Origin of the sequence: Frigoribacterium sp. CG_9.8 (genome assembly GCF_015751965.1) — a bacterium.
Lineage (GTDB): Bacteria > Actinomycetota > Actinomycetes > Actinomycetales > Microbacteriaceae > Lacisediminihabitans.
Genome location: NZ_JADOVH010000006.1, coordinates 1 through 17,294, shown reverse-complemented (window position 1 = coordinate 17,294; position 17,294 = coordinate 1). Strand labels below are relative to the sequence as shown.

The following is a 17,294-nucleotide window of genomic DNA, read 5'->3' as shown; positions in this document are numbered from 1 at the left end:
CTAGGAGCGCCCCATATGGCCAGCTACGACGCGATCATCGAGATCCCCAAGGGCAGCAAGAACAAATACGAGGTGGATCACGTCACCGGCCGCGTCTACCTGGATCGGGTGCTTTTCACCGGCTTCGTCTACCCGACCGACTACGGCTTCTTCGAGAACACCCTCGGCCTCGACGGCGACCCGGTGGACGTGCTCGTGCTTCTCGACCACCCGCTCTTCCCGGGCGTCGGCGTGAAGGTGCGACCGGTCGGCGTCTTCAACATGACGGATGACGGTGGATCTGACGCCAAGGTGATCGCCGTGCAGGCGAAGGATCCGCGCTGGTCGTGGATTCAGGATGTCGATGACATTCCGGAATACACCCGCAAGGAAATCGAGCACTTCTTCGAGCACTATAAGGATCTTGAGCCCGGCAAGTGGGTCAAGACCGAGGGCTGGGGCAATGCCGCCGAAGCCGAAGCGATCATCCAGGCCGGCATCACGAAGCTCGCCGAAGAGGGCGCGCACTAACCATCCGAGGTTGTGGGCCTGTCGAGATCGAAACTCGCCGGGCCCTCGTGGTCGGACTATCGGCCGCTCGGCGAAGCGGATGCCGGGCTAAGACTCGCTTAGAACCCGACACCCCGTGCTGCCATGAACGGCGCGGGATCAATCGGTACTCCGCCTGGGCGCACCTCGAAGTGCAAGTGGCAGCCGGTGGAGTTGCCCGTACTGCCTACCTTCGCAATCTGCTGGCCCGCTTGCACCTGCTGGCCGGGACGCACGAGGATTCCCCCGGCGACGATGTGACCGTAGCCGGTCGATACGCCGTCGCCGTTATTCATGAGGATGAAGTTGCCGTAGCCGCCACTGGGACCGGTAAAGGTGATCGTGCCGGAGTGTGCCGCGAAGATCGGGGCGTAGCAGCCGGGAGCCAGGTCGATTCCGCCGTGCAGAGCCTCGTATCCGGTATAGGGATTGACGCGCCAGCCAAAGGGACTGCTGACCCGACCGGCCGACGGACGCACCCATCCGCTCGGGCTTGCACTCGAACCACCTCCGCCGCTGCCGCCCGACGACGGTGGATGCGCCGCGGCCCATTCCGCGGCGGCCTTCGCGGCTGCGGCTTCCTGGGCGGCCTTGAGCTTTCTTGCCTCCTCAGCGCGGTATTCGACGCCCTCGTTGTAGCCGGCTTCGGTGGTGGTCGAGTTGGTCGCGAGAATCTCGCGCTGGGCCTCGAGTCGACCCTTGTTGGCCTCCTGCTCCGTGAGAGCGGCGGCAGCCCGTTCGGACGCGGCATTCGCTTCTTCGAGAGCCGTCTGCGCTGCAGCCTCGAGCACTTTCAGAGCCGCCTTCGCGACAGTGGCCTGGTCGGTGAGCGCCTGTGCGGAATTCTGATCCTGAGTAGCCTTGTCGTACAGACCAGCCGACTGGTCCTTCACCATGCTGGCCAGCCCGAGCTGGGAGAGCAGGCTCTGTGACTCGCTGCCATTGAAGAACAAGCGGGCGGAGAGATCACTGCCGCCGGCGCGGGCGAGGCGGGCGGCAAGCTGGCCGGCCTGCTGCTTGGACTTTGCGGCCTTCGCCTCGGCGACATCCGCCTGCCGCTGAAGCTCATCAGTGCGGAACGACGCTTCATCGAACTTCTGCCGGGCATCCAGCCACTCGGTGCCCTTTTGTTCGGCAATCATCCGGGTGGATTCCACCTGTGACTGCAGCGCGATGAGGAACGCGTCGAGCTTTTTGATCTGCGCTTCCTTGGCTGCGACACTGTTACGGGCGGCCTGCACATCGGCCCAGGTGGGATATTCCGCCGCGAAGGCAGACTGGGTGGACTGACCGAGAACAGTGGCCGCGACCGCGACGGCGAGCGCGGTGAAAAGCGCCGTGCCACGGGTGCGGCGAGTGCGACCGATACCGACCGTGGATCGCGGGTCACGCCGGTCTGCCGCAATGCGGCCAGTCGCGTTGGCCGCTCGGCGTGCGAGCAAAGTCGATTTCATCAGTCCCCGAGTCGTACCGCAGATCCTCCGCGGCCACCTAAGAAGTCACATTGGTAACACTGTTAACACCAGAAACAGTAGCAACTGGGCGCACTTGGCGCCAGCCCCGGGCACATCGGGCGCCCTCAGCCGCTCAAGTGCGGATTCAATTGGCCAGTTCGACGCCCATCGAACGCATGAACGGTATCGGATCCTGGGTTCCGCCGTTGTGATGAATCTCGAAGTGCAAATGGCACCCCGTCGACATGCCGGTGCTCCCGACGCGGGCGATATTCTGGCCGACTTGCACCCGCTGCCCGACGCTGACGAGAATTCCACCGTCGACGATGTGCCCGTAGGCCGTCTCGAAGCTGCTGTCGCCATCATTTTGAATGCGGATGTAGTTGCCATACCCCCCGTAGGGTCCGGCCAGCACGACTGTGCCGCTGTGCGCGGCATAGATCGGGGAGCCACAGCCGGCGGCCAGGTCGGTGCCGGCATGAAGGGCATATGCGCCGGTATAGGGATCGATGCGGTAACCGTAGGGGCTCGAAATGTATCCACCGGCCGGACGCGCCCATCCTCCGGACGACACCTGCCCTGCCGGGGGTGCCGCGGCGCGCTGAGCAGCAAGGGCTGCCGCCGCCGCCTGGCGGGCAGCCTCGACACCTGCCGCGTAGTCGGACTCTGTCTGGTTGGTGTTGGTCACCAGAATCGCGAGCTGGGTAGTGAGCTGAATCTGGTGCGCCCGCTGCTCGGTGAGAGCGGCGGCGGCAGCCACTGCGGCAGCGGCAGCGGCTTGGGCGGCTTTCTCTGCCTCGGCCGCAAGGTTCTTCAACGCTTCTTTTGCGACATCAGCTTGGTCGGTGAGCGCTCGTGCCACGTTCTGGCTCTGGGTAGCTTTCTGGTAGACACCCGCGGATTGGTCTTTGACCATGCTCGCAAGACCGAGCTCGGAGAGCAGGATCTTCGCATCACCGCTGTTGAAAAACAGGGTGCTGCTGAGGTCGCTGCCGCCGGAACGCGCGAGTCGGGCGGCAAGCTGCCCCGCCTCCTGCCTGGCATGATGTGCGCGAGCCTGGGCATCATCCGCCTGGCCCTTCAACTTGAGCGCCTTCGCCGCGGCGTCATCGTAATTCTGCTGTGCTGCCTGAGCTGTCGCGCCCCTCTGCACGGCCTCGGCCTGGGTCGAATCGACGGAAGACTGGAGCGTCGCGAGAATTTGGTTGAGCGTGGCGATCTCCGCCTTCTTCGCCGCTTCGCTGCTCCGCGCGTTCTGCACATCGGTATAACTCGGATAGGTGGTGGCGAGGGCCCCGGAGGCCGAGCCGACGACGCAGCCGCTCACCAGCACGCAGATCACCGAGAGGATCGCCATCCAACGGCGTGGGCCACCGCGCAGCCAAGTACTGCGCCCCGCGCGTCGTGAAGTGCCGCCGTTGACGAGCGCCATCAATTTCCGATCTCGTCACATACGTCTCCTTTGGTCACTCTGGTAACAGGAACAACATACGTGACATTAGCGACCTCGGTCTGGGATATCCAGTGTCCGCCCATGGTGACTGCATTCGCCGCCTTACCGCCGCGACCGCGCTGCCGTTCGTCAGCCATGCTGCCGAACATGTGCCCGCATGGCTGACATTCGGGCGCATGGTCGCGGGCGCGGCTGGCCGACATTCGGGCAGCAACAGTCCAACCAAGCCGAATGGCCAACCAGACTGAATGGGCACGCCTCAGTTCGCGAGTTCAATGCCGTTGTTGCGCATGAACGGCACCGGATCGGTGGCGTTGCCGCCCTGCCGCACCTCGTAGTGCAGGTGGCATCCGGTGGAGTGACCGGTGCTCCCGACTGCCGCAATCGGCTGACCGGGGCCCACAGGCTGGCCAACGCTCACATGGATACCGCCGTTGACGATATGGCCATAGCCAGTAGTGGTGCCGTCGCCGTTATCGATCTGCACGAAGTTGCCGTAGCCACCGTTCGGACCAGCGTAGACAACTGTTCCCCCGTGGGCGGCGAAAATCGGGGAGTTGCAATTGGCGGCGAGGTCGGTGCCTGCATGGAACGCGTACGCGTGGGTGAATGGGTTGATCCGAAAGCCGAAGGGGCTGGAGATGTGCCCCCCAGAGGGACGCACCCATCCGGTACTCGAGATCTTGCCGGCCCCGAGCCCGGCGAGTTCGCCCCACAGAGCTTTGATCCCGTCCACGTATTCGGACTCGAGGTGATCCACGTTCGTGGTGAGGGTGGCGAGTTGCGCCTTGAGGCGAGCCGAGTTGTCGCTCTGTTCGGTGAAAGCGGATGTCGCGGCCGCCGCCGCTGTGATCGCCTCGGCGAGTGCCTTCTGCGCGATATCCGCGAGGCGCTTGAGGGCCGCTTTGGCAACATCCGCCTGGTCGGTCAGGGATTGGGCGGTGTTCTGGTCCTGGATGGCCTTCTCGTAGATGCCAGCGGACTGGTCTTTCACCATGCTTTGGAGGCCGAGCTGGGCGAGGTAGGCCTTGGAGTCTCCCCCGCTGAAGAACAGACGGGTGGAGAAGTCGGTTCCGGCGGAGCGGCTGAGCTGGGCGGCAAGCTGACCGGCCTGCTGCTTGGACTTCGCGGCTTTGGTCTGGGCGGCATCCGCCTGGCGCAGCAGCTCGGCGGCCTTGACAGCCGCCTCGTCGTACTTTTGCTGCGCCGCCTGATATTCGTCGCCCTTGTTGAGCGCAACAGCCTGGGTCGCATCGACGGCAGCCTGCAACCCAGCGAGTAACCCCTGCACACGGGTGACCTCGGCCTGAGTTGCGTCCTTATTCTGGCGAGCCGCCTGCACGTCGTCCCAGCTGGGGTACTCGGCCGCGAACGCGGAGGTTCCCGACCCGCTGAGAATTGACCCGGCCGCCAGCACCGCAAGCAGAGCAAGCAGCGCTACTGAACGCCTACCGCGCATGCCACGTGCAGAACGGACACGCAGCCCGCCGTCGCTCCCAAATGCCATTTTTCCCCGAAGTCTCGACAACACTCAGAACCTATATCTGCGGGCCACCGAATGCCGGCATCCGCGCGGAGTGGCGAACGGATGCTTTCTGCATGCGTTTGCACCCTGTTGTGGTTTGGTAATGGGGCTGGGCTCCCCTATGCTTATCCCTCGGCAGCTATGAAGGATCTTTCTTCACGGCCCCATCGTTTAGTGGCCTAGGACGGCGCCCTTTCACGGCGTTAACACGGGTTCGAATCCCGTTGGGGTCACAAAACATAGCTTGGCCCTGTAGCGCAGTTGGTTAGCGCGCCGCCCTGTCACGGCGGAGGTCGCCGGTTCAAGTCCGGTCAGGGTCGCAAGGCACGGTCATCTCTCGCCAGAAGGCCGTGCCTTATTTTGTATCCCGCTCTAGTCTGATCTGAGTGCGATGCACGGCTCTGTAGCTCAGTTGGTAGAGCGTTCGACTGAAAATCGAAAGGTCACGGGATCGACGCCCGTCGGAGCCACTGGCCCTATTTCCTGAGCTTCTGCGGGGAGTAGGGCCTTTTTTACGGCTTCTTAAACTCGCTCTCGGGATCTGTTGAACACATTTTGAGCACAACTGCCGCTGGCACTACGAGGTTCAGAGCCTCTGCCAGAGCGTCGAGGTCGTCGTCAAACAGGTCTGCGTAGACATCCAACGTGATAGCGGCAGATGCATGTCCCAACATCCTCTGCACTGCTTTCACATTCGCACCAGCGGAAACAGCAAGCGAAGCGGCCGTATGACGGAGGTCGTGAAGGGTCACTCGCGTTATCGACGAGTCACTCTTGATGGCCGAGGCGACGGCCGCGTCGAAAACACGGTTTCGGAAATTTCCCGCCCGAAGCACGGCCCCCGCAGAACCGACGAAAACAAGGTCATCAGGATGTTTCCCCTCACAACGAAGCCGAAGGCGGGGGGTCAAGAATTCCGGGAACGGTACCGATCGCCGTTCGTGCGACTTTGGAGTAACCCAGGTGATCAACCCACGGGGTTCGGAGACAGCTTCGGCGATCTCGACTCTGCGCCGGGAGATATCTACTCGATCGGCCTTTAACGCGGCCATCTCCCCCCAACGCACTCCTGTGTACGCAAGGAACAACACGATATCGGCGCTCTGCCCGCACCGCTCGGCTACCTGCGCAAGTTGTTCGTGGGTCAAATACCCTCGTCGTGTTTTCACTATTCGAGGAAGGCGAACATCTTCGGAGGGATTCCGCACAAGCCGGCCATCTCGAACGGCAAGCGTTGAAAACGCCAGAGAGCACAAGATGTTGTTGCCGCACCATTGACGGGCCGAGTTTGTTGGTGAGCTCCGATACCCACCGCTGCACCTCAGAGTGGGATACTTCGCTCAGGCGGATATCCCCCCATGCAGGCAGTACATGCTTGTCGAGAGCGTGACGGTAGCCAACTCTGGTCGTCGGCTTGATCTGCAATTGCGCCGCAAATCACATTTCCGCGGCCTCTCGAACGCTCATTCGCGATCGGGTTGCATCGATCCACTCTCCACGCATTTTCGACACCTCAACCGTGGCAAGGTGTTGCTGCGCATCCCTTTTGGTCGTGAATCCTCTCTTCATCGTCTGACGGCGGTCTGGAGTTCGATATCGCACCAAATACCGTTTGCCCGAGGCAGTCTCGTAAGGCTCCACTGTTCCCAATTCGACTCCTAATCGCCCATCCAACTTTTAGACGTGCGGCCCACCTATCGCGATTGAAGTTCGAGGTCGCCGTATACCCATCCCGTGACTTCCGCCTCCTGCCTAAGTCAACGGCACAATCTCGATGTGATGAAATTCAATGACCACATGGCTATCGTTCCATGGCAAGAGAAAATCGGGACGCCTGTCGATCTGATGGATTCGACCGTGGGACAAGGGCACCGCCACGGCCACCTATAGCCGGGGGGTTCGTTCCACCAACCACCAGCAGCGCCGTGAACGGATCCTCGACCCGGCGGAGCTTGCAGCACTCCCTTGGGGACGGGCGGTGATCCTGTCTTCGGGTGCCCGTGCTGCCCTGATTCAGACTGTGCCGTGGATGGTCGGCCGTCACGCCGCCGCAGTGCGTTCATCGATCGCCGCCCACGACCCCGGCTCAGCAGCATGTGCGCCACTGCCCCCCGTGAACACGCCGCCATTGACCACAGGGCCGGTGGTCGCGGCGCCGGTGGCCACGGTCGACCCGGATGTGAATCCGGACCAGCTCTGATGAGCGGCGACGTCGCGGAGTGGGACGAGGAAGCTGTTAACGCCAACTGAAAATGGGGCCATTTCTGCCAACTGAAAATAGTGCCACTTTCGTGTAGTTCTAGTGTGCCGTAGTTGCGGCGGGTTGATGTTGCTTGAGTCGGTAACTGTTGCCTTTGAGGCTGATGACGTCGGCGTGGTGAACGATGCGGTCGATCGTGGCGGAGGCGATGGTGAGGTCTCCTAATACGTCACCTCAACGAGCGAACGGCAGGTTGCTCGTCAAGATCAGAGACGCGTGTTCGTAACGCGAGGACACCAGTTGGAAGAACAGGTTCGCGGCGTCTTGGTCGAAGGGGATGTAGCCGACCTCGTCGACGATAAGCAGTCTGTAGCGGCGTAGCCGGGTCAATTCGGCGGCGAGTTTGCCACGCGAGTGGGCCTCTTGAAGTCGGGCGACCCAGCCCGTCGCCGTATCGAAGAGGACCCGATGGCCAGCCTTGGCGGCCTTGATCCCGATGCCGACAGCGAGGTGCGTTTTCCCCGTTCCGGGAGGGCCGAGCAGGACAACGTTCTTCGCTTCGGTGAGGAACACACTCGTGCCCAGGTGCGCGATCAGGTTTCGGTCAGCGGAGGGCTGGTGCTCAAAGTTGAAGTCCTCAAGCGTCTTGAACCCCGGGGACCTCGCCGCCCTGATCCGCATTCCGGCACCGAAAGCTTCGCGTTCGGATACTTCTTTAGAAAGAACCTCAGCGAGGTATTCCTCGTGGGACCACCCCGCGTCGCGGGCCTGGTCGCCGAGGCGGCGGAACGCTTCGCTGATCCTGGGTGCTCTTAAAGCTCGGGCGTAGTATTCGATCTGCGATGCCGCTTCCGGACCGATCATGACGCGACCGCCAGCACGGATGGTGCCGGTTCAAGGTCGACGTTGAAAAGTTCGTCGTAGCGGCTCAACGATGCGATCTCGACGGTGGTTGTGCTCGGGGACCGGCGGGCGCGTTGAGCTTGGAACGGGGCACGCAACTCGGCCGCGCGCAGGACGTGGGCAGGGTCTGTGACGGTGAGCTGCCGAGCCCACTTCCGGCGGTGTGAGGCGATGAGGACGCCATCATGGTGGACGATGACACGGTCAAGGCTCGCCGCCACGTCGACGACTCGGCCGATCATGGCGGGGTCGACGGAGTAGTCGTTGCTGAAGGCGCGAACGTAGTAATCGCGTGGCAGTCGGACGCTGTTGCGAAACATGACCTCCGGTGCCATCGGCGGGAGCCCGCGCATCGCGGCCCGGTCTCTGCTGATGAGGTCACTGGGTCGACCTCGGCGGGACCGGGAGAGACGGTTGTTTGCCACGGGTAACCACGCGGCGAGCTGCTCGTTGAAGTCATCGGTGGAGGTGAAGACGCGGCCTGACATGAATCGGCTCCGAAAGAACCGATTCATTCGTTCGACCATGCCCTTGGACTCTGGATCGCGAGCTTTGAGCAGTTTGATCTGGGTGCCGAGGGTCCCAGCGAAAGCGGCAGCGGGCTCGGTGAGTTTTCCACGGCCAATGCCCGTCTCGTTGTCCCACGTCAACCGGGTCGGGACTGCTTCAGCTTCTTGCAACAGGGACCACATCCCGCCGAGTAGGTCCGCGGTCGTCCGCAACGGCAACATGCGCGCTTGGATGAACCCCGAGAACGTCGACGTCATCACCAGAACCGGTGGCGCCGCAGCCCGGTCATGTCCCAGCGGCAGGTCCTCGTGAGGGAACCAGAGATCGCACTGGGTCTGGAATCCGGCAGGATGCACCAGCCGATCCGCAGGATCTGGAACCGCATACTCCGGTCGGAGCTCAGCGACCTTGGCCCGAAACAACGATGGAGACCCCGACCAGCCCACCCGTTCGGCTGCGGTCGCGGCCGGCATAGTCGGCGTGGCCGCGAGAAGCACCCGCACCTGACTAGCGAACGCATCAAAACTCGACCCCGTCGACTCCCGCTGATACATCGGAGATCTGTCCACGGCCAACACCCGATCGACCGTCCCCCGAGCCACCCGACCAGTCGTGCTATCTCCCGTTTCGAATGCTTCCCCGTCGAATAGAGGTGGCGAATTTCAGCCCAATCGTCCAATTTGATCACCTTCCATAATGGTTGGTGGCCCTATTTTCAGTTGGCGTTAATGACCCTATTTTCGGTCGGCGTCATCAGGCCGGTTCTTCGATCGCTCCCTGAGTTTCGATGCTGTCTCACTCCCTTGGGCCGAATGAGTTGGTCAGAGACGGCAGAGCGTGTCCGGAATTTCGAGATCGACAGCCACAGTGGAACACGAACAGCAGGGTGGCGCAGGTCACCGTGCGTAACTGGCCATTGCCTTGCTGCTCGCACACACCGACACACGCACAACTACGGCGGCGTAACCTTCTGTTGTTGCTCTAGATCCTGGCGGCGGGCTGTATCCGTGCTCTGTCAAGGAAGAACAATGATGGTTTCCCTCAAACGGCCACTACTCACCAGTACCCGCGAGGGGTGGTTGAAAACGCCGTTGGTGCCTGGCACTGTCAGTCGCCGCTGGCATCTCGGACCACACACTGTCAGTGTGATGTGCGACGCGGCCCGGTCCTGGTGGCTTCGATGAGCACATCAATCACCGCCTCATCTGACACACCTCCCGTGATAGCCGCGGGAGGTCATCGGTTTGCGCCCGTCGCGGCCCGTGATGAAGTCGGACTGACCGAGCAAACACGAAGCGACGCGGTAGTCAGCGTTCTCCGCGACTGGGTCCACAATCCGGGCAGAAACTACGTCGAAGGGATCTCCAATGGGTCAACTCGTTTACAGTAACGCCAACCCGGGAATCGAATTCCACGACCGAACCCTCGCCCATCTCCAGATCGTGATCATGATCATGATCATGATCATGATCAAACTGCGTCGCGGCGAATCGTTCGGATTCTGCTTCGACCATGGAGCCAGCGCGGGCAGCGGCCGGACCACAATATGGCTCTCCCCCGCCATCCCACTGCAATTCATCTATCTAGGCAGCAGAGATCCCTCGATCAACAAACTGTAGCTCGAGGCTCTGGCCGCCTCCTCGAACAGCGCGGCAGGCCTTCGCGTGATCGTCGAACCACCCCAGCAACTTGACCTCTAAACAAAAGCAGTACCGCCGCTTCGAACCCAGCGGGAGGACCACCGGGTGGAGTTTCCCGCCCTCGTGAGAGCACTCTTTAGAACATTTTTGGGCCGGAAGGGCCGCCCGCAAGCGGAACCACCATCGGGCGGCTGATGCTAAACATGGTGGGCACCCTGTAGCGATCGGTGTGTTCGAAGCGTAAAGTTTGAGTGTTGCTCCAGATCTTGGCGGCGGATCACATCCGTTTTCGAACCAGGAGGAGCTATGACACTTTCGACCGCCGGACCCAACCCCGCGAGTGTGGTGGAACAAAGTCAGGATCAGGACGTCCATTCATCAGCGGATGTCAGCAGCCACAATGATGACTCAATCCTGGTCCAACAAACATCCCGGAAAAGCTGGGTCGTGCGACACACACCGGCCCCGGATTGCGTGGGGAGTCTTATCGGGTGCGTCAAAGAACGAGACGGCCTTTATGAGGTGATGCGCATCAATGACGGGTTCCAGTGGTACAACTTCATGACCCTCGACAACGCTATCCGAAACCTCGCCCGACTGGCGCATACCCGGGCTACTTCCTCACCAGCCGACCTGTTCTCACCCCGGCTATGAACGCTCCCCGACACACCCCAGTGGTTCCTGCGCGGCCGCTGCCGGTATCGGACAAATCATTCCTACCCCGACCTGCCCACGGTGAAGTGCTCAGTGGAGCGCTGGTGGGCGTCCTTCACGACTGGCTGGACAACCCCAGAACAAACGTCAAGGAAGGCCCTGGGAAAGTAGCGTATTGAGTTCCACCTGGCGAGTTGCCGCCCGATAGCGGGACGTCCGAATCTCATCGTCGACGATTCCAAGTCCATGTCGAAGGCGAAAAGTGGCCAAGGCTCGGGACCATGCGCGTTGAGCCAGGAGGAAGCCATATTCTGGCTGCCGAATTTGTGCTGGACGTAGTCGAGCAAATCATCGCCGTAGATAATCACGTCGGTCTGGTACATCGAAAACACGGGTGCGGAAGGTCGGATGGGATCAGCCGGAAAAACCGGTGGCCGTACAACGGAACAAGCTTCGTCCATTTGGCCGGCGGCTGCTCTTAGGGCGTGTTCATCCCACCGTTCACGTTGAGGGTCTCCCCGACGACGAAGCTGGATTCTGCGGAAGCGAGAAACACGTACGCCGGCGCCAGCTCGGCCGGTTGCGCGGCTCGTCCCATCGACGTCTCGCTGGATCCGAACTCGGGGAGCGTCTCTGGGTCCACGCCGCACGTGACCTGCAGCGCGGTCCAGGTCGGCCCCGGTGCGACAACATTGACTCGGATGCCGTGCGGGATGAGCTGCTGGGCCAACCCCTTCGAGAGGTTGTTGATTGCGCCTTTGGTGCTCGCGTAGTCCAATCGATCCGGTGAGGGGGTGTAGGCCTCGAGCGACGCGGTGTTGATGATCGTCGAACCGGGTTCGAGGTGGGGCAGAGCCGCCTTGACGATCCAGAAGAGTGCGAAGACGTTCGTCGCGTAGGTCTGCTCGAACTGCTCATCGCTGAGCTCCGCGAGCGTGGGTTGCCACACCTGCTTGCCGGCGACGTTGACGACCGCGTCGAGTCCGCCCATGGCGCTCACCGCTGTGTCGACGAGCGCTCGGCAGTAGGCCGGGTCGGTGAGATCGCCCGGCACCAGCGTCGCGGTCCGACCAGCCCGCTTGATGACGTCGGCAATGTGACGCGCATCCGACTCCTCTTCTGGGCGGTACGACATCGTGATGTCGGCTCCCTCGCGGGCGAAGGCGATGGCCACTGCGCCGCCGATGCCGGAGTCTGCTCCCGTGATCAAGGCACGCCGGCCGGTGAGTCGGCCGGTTCCGCGGTACGTCGCCTCACCGAGGTCGGGGACCGGTGTCATCTGCGACTGGATGCCGGGCTCGTCTTGCTGCTGGACGGGTGGGCTGATGACGGGGTAGCGGGTGCGCGGATCGCCGAAGGTGTACTGGTCTGGCTTCGCGGGGGCGGGTGTTGCGGTGGGCTTTGTCATTTCTGTCTCCTTGCCGAGCGGGATGCGCCGTCGGCACCCGAGAGCTCTTCGATGGTGATGGCCGCGTTGATCAGCCCGATGTGGCTGAGGCCCTGGGGCAGATTGCCGAGGAACGAGCGATCGCTCGGCTCGATCATCTCGGCGAGAAGGCCCACGTCGTTCGAGAGCTGGACGAGTTCGTCCATGAGCGCCGTGGCCTCGTCATGGCGACCCACGCAGGCCAATGCGCTCGCCATCCAGAAGGAGCAGGCGACGAAGGCTCCCTCCTCCTGATCGGCTCCGCTGTAGCGATAGAGCAGCGGGCCCCTGCCCAACTCGTTCCGGATGGCGTCGATGGTCGACGACATGCGGGGCCCGCGGTCGAAGCCGCTCGTAGCGTGCAGCAGTACCGAGGCATCCAGGCTTTCGTCTCCGGCGTGGGCGACGTAGGCCTGGAGCGCATCAGACCAACAGTGCTCGTCGATCCAAGTTCGGATCTCGTCACATTCGGCTCGCCATCGCTTCGCATCGCCGGGCATGTGGCCGGCCTCGCACAGCTGGGCCGCAGCATCCAGCGCCTGCCAGCAGCCCATCTTCGAGGAGGTATTGTGGTGCTGCTCCTCGAGCTCCCACATCCCCGCGTCTTCCTGTCGCCAGGTTCCAGCGGTGCGTTCGGCGAAGGATTCCAGCAGCCGGCCCGTCTCCACGTCCAGCACGTTACCGGCGTTGACGTAGATGCGAATCACGTCGAAGAGGTCGCCGAAGACGCTGAGTTGCACCTGATCGGTCGCCCGGTTTCCCGAGACCACCGGGCCGATTCCCCGCCACCCGGGTACCTGGTGCGTGGTGACCTCCCCCGGGAGCTCACCGCTGAGTGTGTAGAAGATCCGCAGTTCGGGACCGTGATCCTTGAGCGCCCGGAGCAGCCAGGCCACCGCCGATTGCGTCTCCTCCCGCAGACCGAACCGCACCAACGAGTGGACGGTATAGGCGAGATCACGCACCCACGCGTAGCGGTAGTCCCAATTCTTGCCCCCGCGCAGGCTCTCAGGCAGCGAGGTCGTCGGCGCCGCAGCGATCGAACCGGTCGAGGCGAACATGAGGAGCTTCAGTGCGAGCGCGCTGCGCTGCACGTGGGGCGCCCAGGGGCCGTCGTAGCTGAAATCCTTCGACCAGGCGCGCCACGCGCTGATGGAGCGGTCGACGGCGGCATCCGTATATTTTCCAACCGGAATGGGAAGCGGGCCATCCGATGTTCCTGCGACGACAAGCAGGTGTCGCGACCCCTTCGACGTCGTGAATCCACCCGCTATCGCGCGATCGCCGCCGCCGCGCGGCCCGTGCTGGATGCCTCGCACGGTGAGGTTGACCGTGTCGATTCGCAGGATCTTGCCGAGAGGGCCGTCTTCGACCCACGGCGACGACGAGGCGAAACGGGTGCCCGGCGCGACCTTCCAGCGGAACTTCACGGCGCCCCGGATCCCCTCGATACGACGCGCCAACTCGACCCACGGCAGGCGTCCGGCGAGGCCCGTGACCAGCGCGTCCGTGACGCGGGCGACCCCGGACTCCGTGGTGAATGTCGTCCGCAGCACGTTCGTCCCGCTGAGGTAGCTGCGTCGCACGGTGTAAGGCTCGGTCGGCGCGAGTTCGATCTGACCGCCGCCCTCGGCATCCAGCAACCGGGCGAACACCGGGGTGGAATCCATATCGGGAATGGGGAGCCAGTCGACGCTGCCATCCCGGGCGATGAGCGCAACCGTTCGGCCGTCCCCGATCGCGGCATAATCCCGCAGATCGACATAGCCGTCGGTGCGGGCTTTCGTGGCGACCATGTGGCAACCTACCGCGCTGCCCTGAGGATGGCATCCGCGGTGCGGAGCGAAAGTGCCATCATCGTGAGGCCCGGGTTCGCGCTCAGCGAGCTCGGGAACACCGAGGTGTCACAGATCCAGAGATTGGGGATATCGAAGCTCCGACCGTCGGCGTCAACCACCCCGACGTCGGCCGTCTCGCCCAGCCGGCAGGTCCCGAGCGTGTGAGCAGATCGCGGCAGAACCAGGATGCCACCGCCACCCGCCGCCGACACGATGTTGGTCATCATCGTGACCGCGTGAGCCTCGATCGCCTTCTCGTTCTCGCCCGCAGTGAAGGTCACGTGCGCCTTGGGCACGCCGAGCTTGTCGACCTCGTCAGAAAGGGTGAGCCGATTCGCGTCGGAAGGCAGGCATTCCGCGTTGATCCCCAGACCGGCCATGTACGGGTACCGCTCGAGCGCCTCGGTGAGTTCCGGACCCCACAGTGAGCTGCCCCGGATCAGCGTCGTCGCGAAGGTCAACGGCATCGCCCCGAGGCTCTGCATCAGGTAGCCGCCCACGAAAGCGGCGTCAGGCGGGCGCACCATGTCTTCCGAGATAATCGACGACGGATAGCCGCGATACGACCGCATCAGCTGGTCGAATCGTCCCCAGACCTGCACGCCACCATGGGCCATGAAATTTCGGCCGACCTGGCCGGAGCTGTTCGCGAGTGCGTTGTGCAACAGCAGCCGCGGAGTCTCGATCCCGCCGGCGCTGAGTACCAACATCGCGCACCGTTGGCGGTGGTTGACACCATCACGTCGATAGATCACGGCGGTGACGGCGCCGGATTCGTCCGTTTCGATGGTGTGCACTGTCGAATCAGAGCGGATCTCGGCCCCGCGCGACAAAGCCGCCGGGAGGTAACTGGTGTCCATCGACACTTTCGCGCCGTTGCGGCATCCTTGGTGGCAGGCGCCGCAGTTGACGCACGCCTGGCGCAGTCCGAATCCCTCCTGCTGCCAGTCCTGGCTGACGACAGCGGCGGGCGCATCGGTCGCGCGGATGCCGAGCACCTCGCATCCACGCATCATCATCTCCGACGAGGCGTTGCGCGCAACCGGCGGCAGGGCGTAGCGCCGATCAGGGTCCCAGGGATAGTCGGATGGCCCGGAAACACCGAGGTACTGCTCGACGCGGGCGACATAGGGCATGAGTTCGGAGGGGGAGATTGGCCAGTCGACACCCTGACCCGTCTCGCGGAGGAACGACATGTCACGCGCGTCGGGGCGCGGCGTAAAGGCACCCCAATGCAACGTCGAACCGCCGACACCGCGGCCGCTGTTGTTGGGCCCGAAGGCGGTCGGTGTTTCGCCTCCGCTGAGCCGCTCATCCATCCAGATGATGTCGACTGCCTCGGTCTCGTCGGGCGTGTGGTCGCCGGGCTCGAAGTTCGGGCCGGCTTCCAGCACCACGACCCTCAACCCGGCCGACGCCAAGGACGCGGTCAGAGGGGCCCCACCAGCCCCTGACCCGACGACGATCACATCGACCTCGTCGGCGTTGTCGAACACGCGCATGCCGCTCAGGTTCATTCGGTGCCGCCGCCGCTCGGTTCCCAGGCTTCTCGGCGGCCGGCTTCGAGAAGGGTGAACCCGTGCTTGCGGACGCCGTCGCCACCGTTGCCGAAGCCGTCGTACTTGACGCGTGAGAAGGTCGCCGGGTGCGCCATCCACTGACGAGCCAGATCCACGCGAACGTCTTCGAACCAGAACTGCAGCTGCTTCGAGCTCATCGTCGAGGCCTCGGCGACGAAGCTGCCGTCGATCAGCTGCGCGATCATCTCGCCCTGTCGCTCCGGGGGGTGAACGCCGAATCCGATCAGCGCGTCGAGGCCGAGGCGATAGGCGTTCACGTCGGCGGGCAACGCCGCGTTCCGCCAACCGTCGCCGCCTCCGCGACCGAGCTGCTGGTCGACACGAGCGGCGAGGTCGATCGCGTCATCGCTCTGCGGCACAAGTCGCTCGCCGATGTCGCGCAGTGTCGCCAGTTGCTCGCTCGACAAGACCAAGGGTTGGTAACCAGGGTCATCCGCCAGCGCCCGCCGGGACAGGATGCCGCGAGTTCGCTCGCTCGTCCGTTCCGACGCGATGACCCGGCCGGTGCTTAGGGGAACCCCCGGAGACGTTCCTGCATGGTCACGCCAGAAGGTCAGGATCGCGGCGGCGACCTCCTGAGGACGCTCGATCGGCAGAAGATGGGCGGCATGCTCGATCGTCACGAACTTCGCCGCCAGGTAGGTCGCCCCGTTGAGGCGGCGCTGCGCGGGGTCCCCCAGCTCCCCATCCTGGGCGCCCGAGACGATGAGAGCTGGCACTGCCAGGTCCCCGACTTCTGAAGACCAGTCTTCGCGACTACCCCTCTCCAGCCAGGCGCGCCAAGCCAGCGGGTCCGTGCGCCGCACGCCCGACACCGCACTTGCCATGTCCGTCTTGGCGAGTGGCTCGGCGATGTTGGCCTCGACGAACTCGCGTGCCGATTCGTCGCTCAAGTGGCCGTCGGAAGACAAGTGGCTTTCTGAAGCCCAGCCGATCATCAACTCGCGGCGGTCCTCTGCCATCGGCTCGGACGTCACGGGAGATGCGGCCAGCAACACGACGCCGGCTAGGCCGAAAAGGGGCGCCCGACCAGACAGAGTCCACGCGGCGATGATCGAGGCGATTTTTCCGCCCATGCTGTGGCCGACGAGCATCCATCGCGCAGCACCATGCGCACGGATCCGGCGGATGACGAACTCGACCGTCTCCTCCACCGAGGCCCCGTCGACCCACGCCGTGTCACCGAACCCGGGCAGATCGATGGCGACTACCTCGATCTCACCAGCCAAGGCATCCCGAAGGTGAGCGAACTCGGCAGAACTCGCGCCCATGGCATGAAGGCAGAACGCCACCGGCCGCGCGGATGGCCGGGCGCTGTTGCTTGACATGACACCAGCTTGCCGGAAGACCGCCGATACTCCAAGGTCTTGACAAGGACCGCCGAGCGGTGAGCCGAGAATATTTACCGAGTGAAGCATTTAAGCAACGGCTCGATTGGCGAGGCCGACCGGACAGGTGCCGTCCTCCCCGGCAGTGCTGGTCCACGCAATCCGATCGTTGGCAAGTTGCTCAGTGATGACGGTGTCAAATTGGCGACTATCGCCGGCGACACTCATACGCCAGTGGTGGTGGGTGGCATCGAT

Annotated in this window: 14 protein-coding genes, 3 tRNA genes and 2 pseudogenes; 7 read left to right on the top strand and 12 right to left on the bottom strand. The window is 63.4% G+C overall.

Annotation, left to right across the window (positions count from 1 at the left end):
• The first annotated feature begins 15 nt into the window (after positions 1 to 15).
• A complete protein-coding gene (locus tag IWX88_RS12065; protein WP_196830671.1) occupies positions 16 to 510 on the top strand; it encodes an inorganic diphosphatase in 495 nt (164 codons plus the stop codon).
• A 98-nt stretch (positions 511 to 608) separates the two neighbouring features.
• Here IWX88_RS12065 and IWX88_RS12060 read toward each other — a convergent pair whose 3' ends face one another.
• The 3 genes from IWX88_RS12060 to IWX88_RS12050 form a co-directional block, all read right to left on the bottom strand.
• Complete coding sequence (locus IWX88_RS12060; protein ID WP_196830668.1) at positions 609 to 1,982, bottom strand: M23 family metallopeptidase; 1,374 nt, start codon at positions 1,980 to 1,982, stop codon at positions 609 to 611.
• A gap of 145 nt (positions 1,983 to 2,127) precedes the next feature.
• Complete coding sequence (locus IWX88_RS12055; protein WP_196830666.1) at positions 2,128 to 3,414, bottom strand: M23 family metallopeptidase; 1,287 nt, start codon at positions 3,412 to 3,414, stop codon at positions 2,128 to 2,130.
• A gap of 280 nt (positions 3,415 to 3,694) precedes the next feature.
• Positions 3,695 to 4,942, bottom strand: a complete 1,248-nt coding sequence (locus IWX88_RS12050; protein ID WP_196830664.1) for a M23 family metallopeptidase — start codon at positions 4,940 to 4,942, stop codon at positions 3,695 to 3,697.
• Between the two features lie 178 nt (positions 4,943 to 5,120).
• Between IWX88_RS12050 and IWX88_RS12045 the strand changes: the two genes are divergently transcribed.
• The 3 genes from IWX88_RS12045 to IWX88_RS12035 all read left to right on the top strand — a co-directional run bounded on the left by IWX88_RS12045 (position 5,121) and on the right by IWX88_RS12035 (position 5,430).
• Positions 5,121 to 5,193: transfer RNA gene (locus IWX88_RS12045), tRNA-Glu, on the top strand.
• A gap of 13 nt (positions 5,194 to 5,206) precedes the next feature.
• Positions 5,207 to 5,280, top strand: a tRNA-Asp gene (locus IWX88_RS12040).
• Between the two features lie 77 nt (positions 5,281 to 5,357).
• A tRNA-Phe gene (locus IWX88_RS12035) sits at positions 5,358 to 5,430 on the top strand.
• Positions 5,431 to 5,472: 42 nt separating this feature from the next.
• On the opposite strand, the gene IWX88_RS12030 is transcribed toward IWX88_RS12035, so the two are convergent.
• The 3 genes and pseudogenes from IWX88_RS12030 to IWX88_RS14315 all read right to left on the bottom strand — a co-directional run bounded on the left by IWX88_RS12030 (position 5,473) and on the right by IWX88_RS14315 (position 6,529).
• Positions 5,473 to 6,129 (bottom strand): tyrosine-type recombinase/integrase, encoded by a 657-nt coding sequence (locus IWX88_RS12030; RefSeq protein ID WP_370568349.1) that lies wholly within the window; start codon positions 6,127 to 6,129, stop codon positions 5,473 to 5,475.
• Positions 6,130 to 6,316: 187 nt separating this feature from the next.
• Positions 6,317 to 6,385, bottom strand: a pseudogene (locus tag IWX88_RS14320) (hypothetical protein); the annotation flags it as partial.
• A 12-nt stretch (positions 6,386 to 6,397) separates the two neighbouring features.
• A complete protein-coding gene (locus IWX88_RS14315; protein ID WP_196830659.1) occupies positions 6,398 to 6,529 on the bottom strand; it encodes an Arm DNA-binding domain-containing protein in 132 nt (43 codons plus the stop codon).
• Between the two features lie 409 nt (positions 6,530 to 6,938).
• Here IWX88_RS14315 and IWX88_RS12020 point away from each other — a divergent pair, with 409 nt between their 5' ends.
• Entirely contained in the window at positions 6,939 to 7,160 is a 222-nt protein-coding gene (locus IWX88_RS12020) for a hypothetical protein (protein ID WP_196830658.1), read from the top strand.
• A 99-nt stretch (positions 7,161 to 7,259) separates the two neighbouring features.
• Here the strand turns inward: IWX88_RS12020 and istB are convergent.
• A pseudogene (istB, locus tag IWX88_RS12015) lies at positions 7,260 to 8,024 on the bottom strand (IS21-like element helper ATPase IstB).
• On the bottom strand, positions 8,021 to 9,142 hold the full coding sequence (locus tag IWX88_RS14310) for an integrase core domain-containing protein (RefSeq protein ID WP_196830657.1): 1,122 nt from the start codon (positions 9,140 to 9,142) through the stop codon (positions 8,021 to 8,023). The pseudogene istB and the gene IWX88_RS14310 overlap by 4 nt, the downstream one beginning before the upstream one ends.
• A 798-nt stretch (positions 9,143 to 9,940) precedes the next feature.
• On the opposite strand from IWX88_RS14310, the gene IWX88_RS12005 reads away from it, so the two are divergent.
• Together IWX88_RS12005 and IWX88_RS14115 are read left to right on the top strand one after the other, a co-directional pair.
• Positions 9,941 to 10,192, top strand: a complete 252-nt coding sequence (locus IWX88_RS12005; protein WP_196830656.1) for an ATP-dependent DNA ligase — start codon at positions 9,941 to 9,943, stop codon at positions 10,190 to 10,192.
• A 543-nt stretch (positions 10,193 to 10,735) separates the two neighbouring features.
• Entirely contained in the window at positions 10,736 to 10,867 is a 132-nt protein-coding gene (locus IWX88_RS14115) for a hypothetical protein (RefSeq protein ID WP_255526087.1), read from the top strand.
• A gap of 478 nt (positions 10,868 to 11,345) precedes the next feature.
• Here IWX88_RS14115 and IWX88_RS12000 read toward each other — a convergent pair whose 3' ends face one another.
• The 4 genes from IWX88_RS12000 to IWX88_RS11985 are packed head-to-tail and all read right to left on the bottom strand — an operon-like array spanning position 11,346 to position 17,039.
• Positions 11,346 to 12,275 (bottom strand): SDR family oxidoreductase, encoded by a 930-nt coding sequence (locus IWX88_RS12000; protein ID WP_196830655.1) that lies wholly within the window; start codon positions 12,273 to 12,275, stop codon positions 11,346 to 11,348.
• Positions 12,272 to 14,089: a glycoside hydrolase family 15 protein gene (locus tag IWX88_RS11995; protein ID WP_196830654.1), complete on the bottom strand. Its 1,818-nt coding sequence runs from the start codon at positions 14,087 to 14,089 to the stop codon at positions 12,272 to 12,274. The genes IWX88_RS12000 and IWX88_RS11995 overlap by 4 nt, the downstream gene beginning before the upstream one ends.
• A gap of 8 nt (positions 14,090 to 14,097) precedes the next feature.
• On the bottom strand, positions 14,098 to 15,633 hold the full coding sequence (locus IWX88_RS11990) for a GMC family oxidoreductase (protein WP_231369258.1): 1,536 nt from the start codon (positions 15,631 to 15,633) through the stop codon (positions 14,098 to 14,100).
• Between the two features lie 11 nt (positions 15,634 to 15,644).
• Positions 15,645 to 17,039, bottom strand: a complete 1,395-nt coding sequence (locus IWX88_RS11985; RefSeq protein ID WP_196830650.1) for an alpha/beta hydrolase — start codon at positions 17,037 to 17,039, stop codon at positions 15,645 to 15,647.
• Between the last annotated feature and the right edge of the window lie 255 nt (positions 17,040 to 17,294).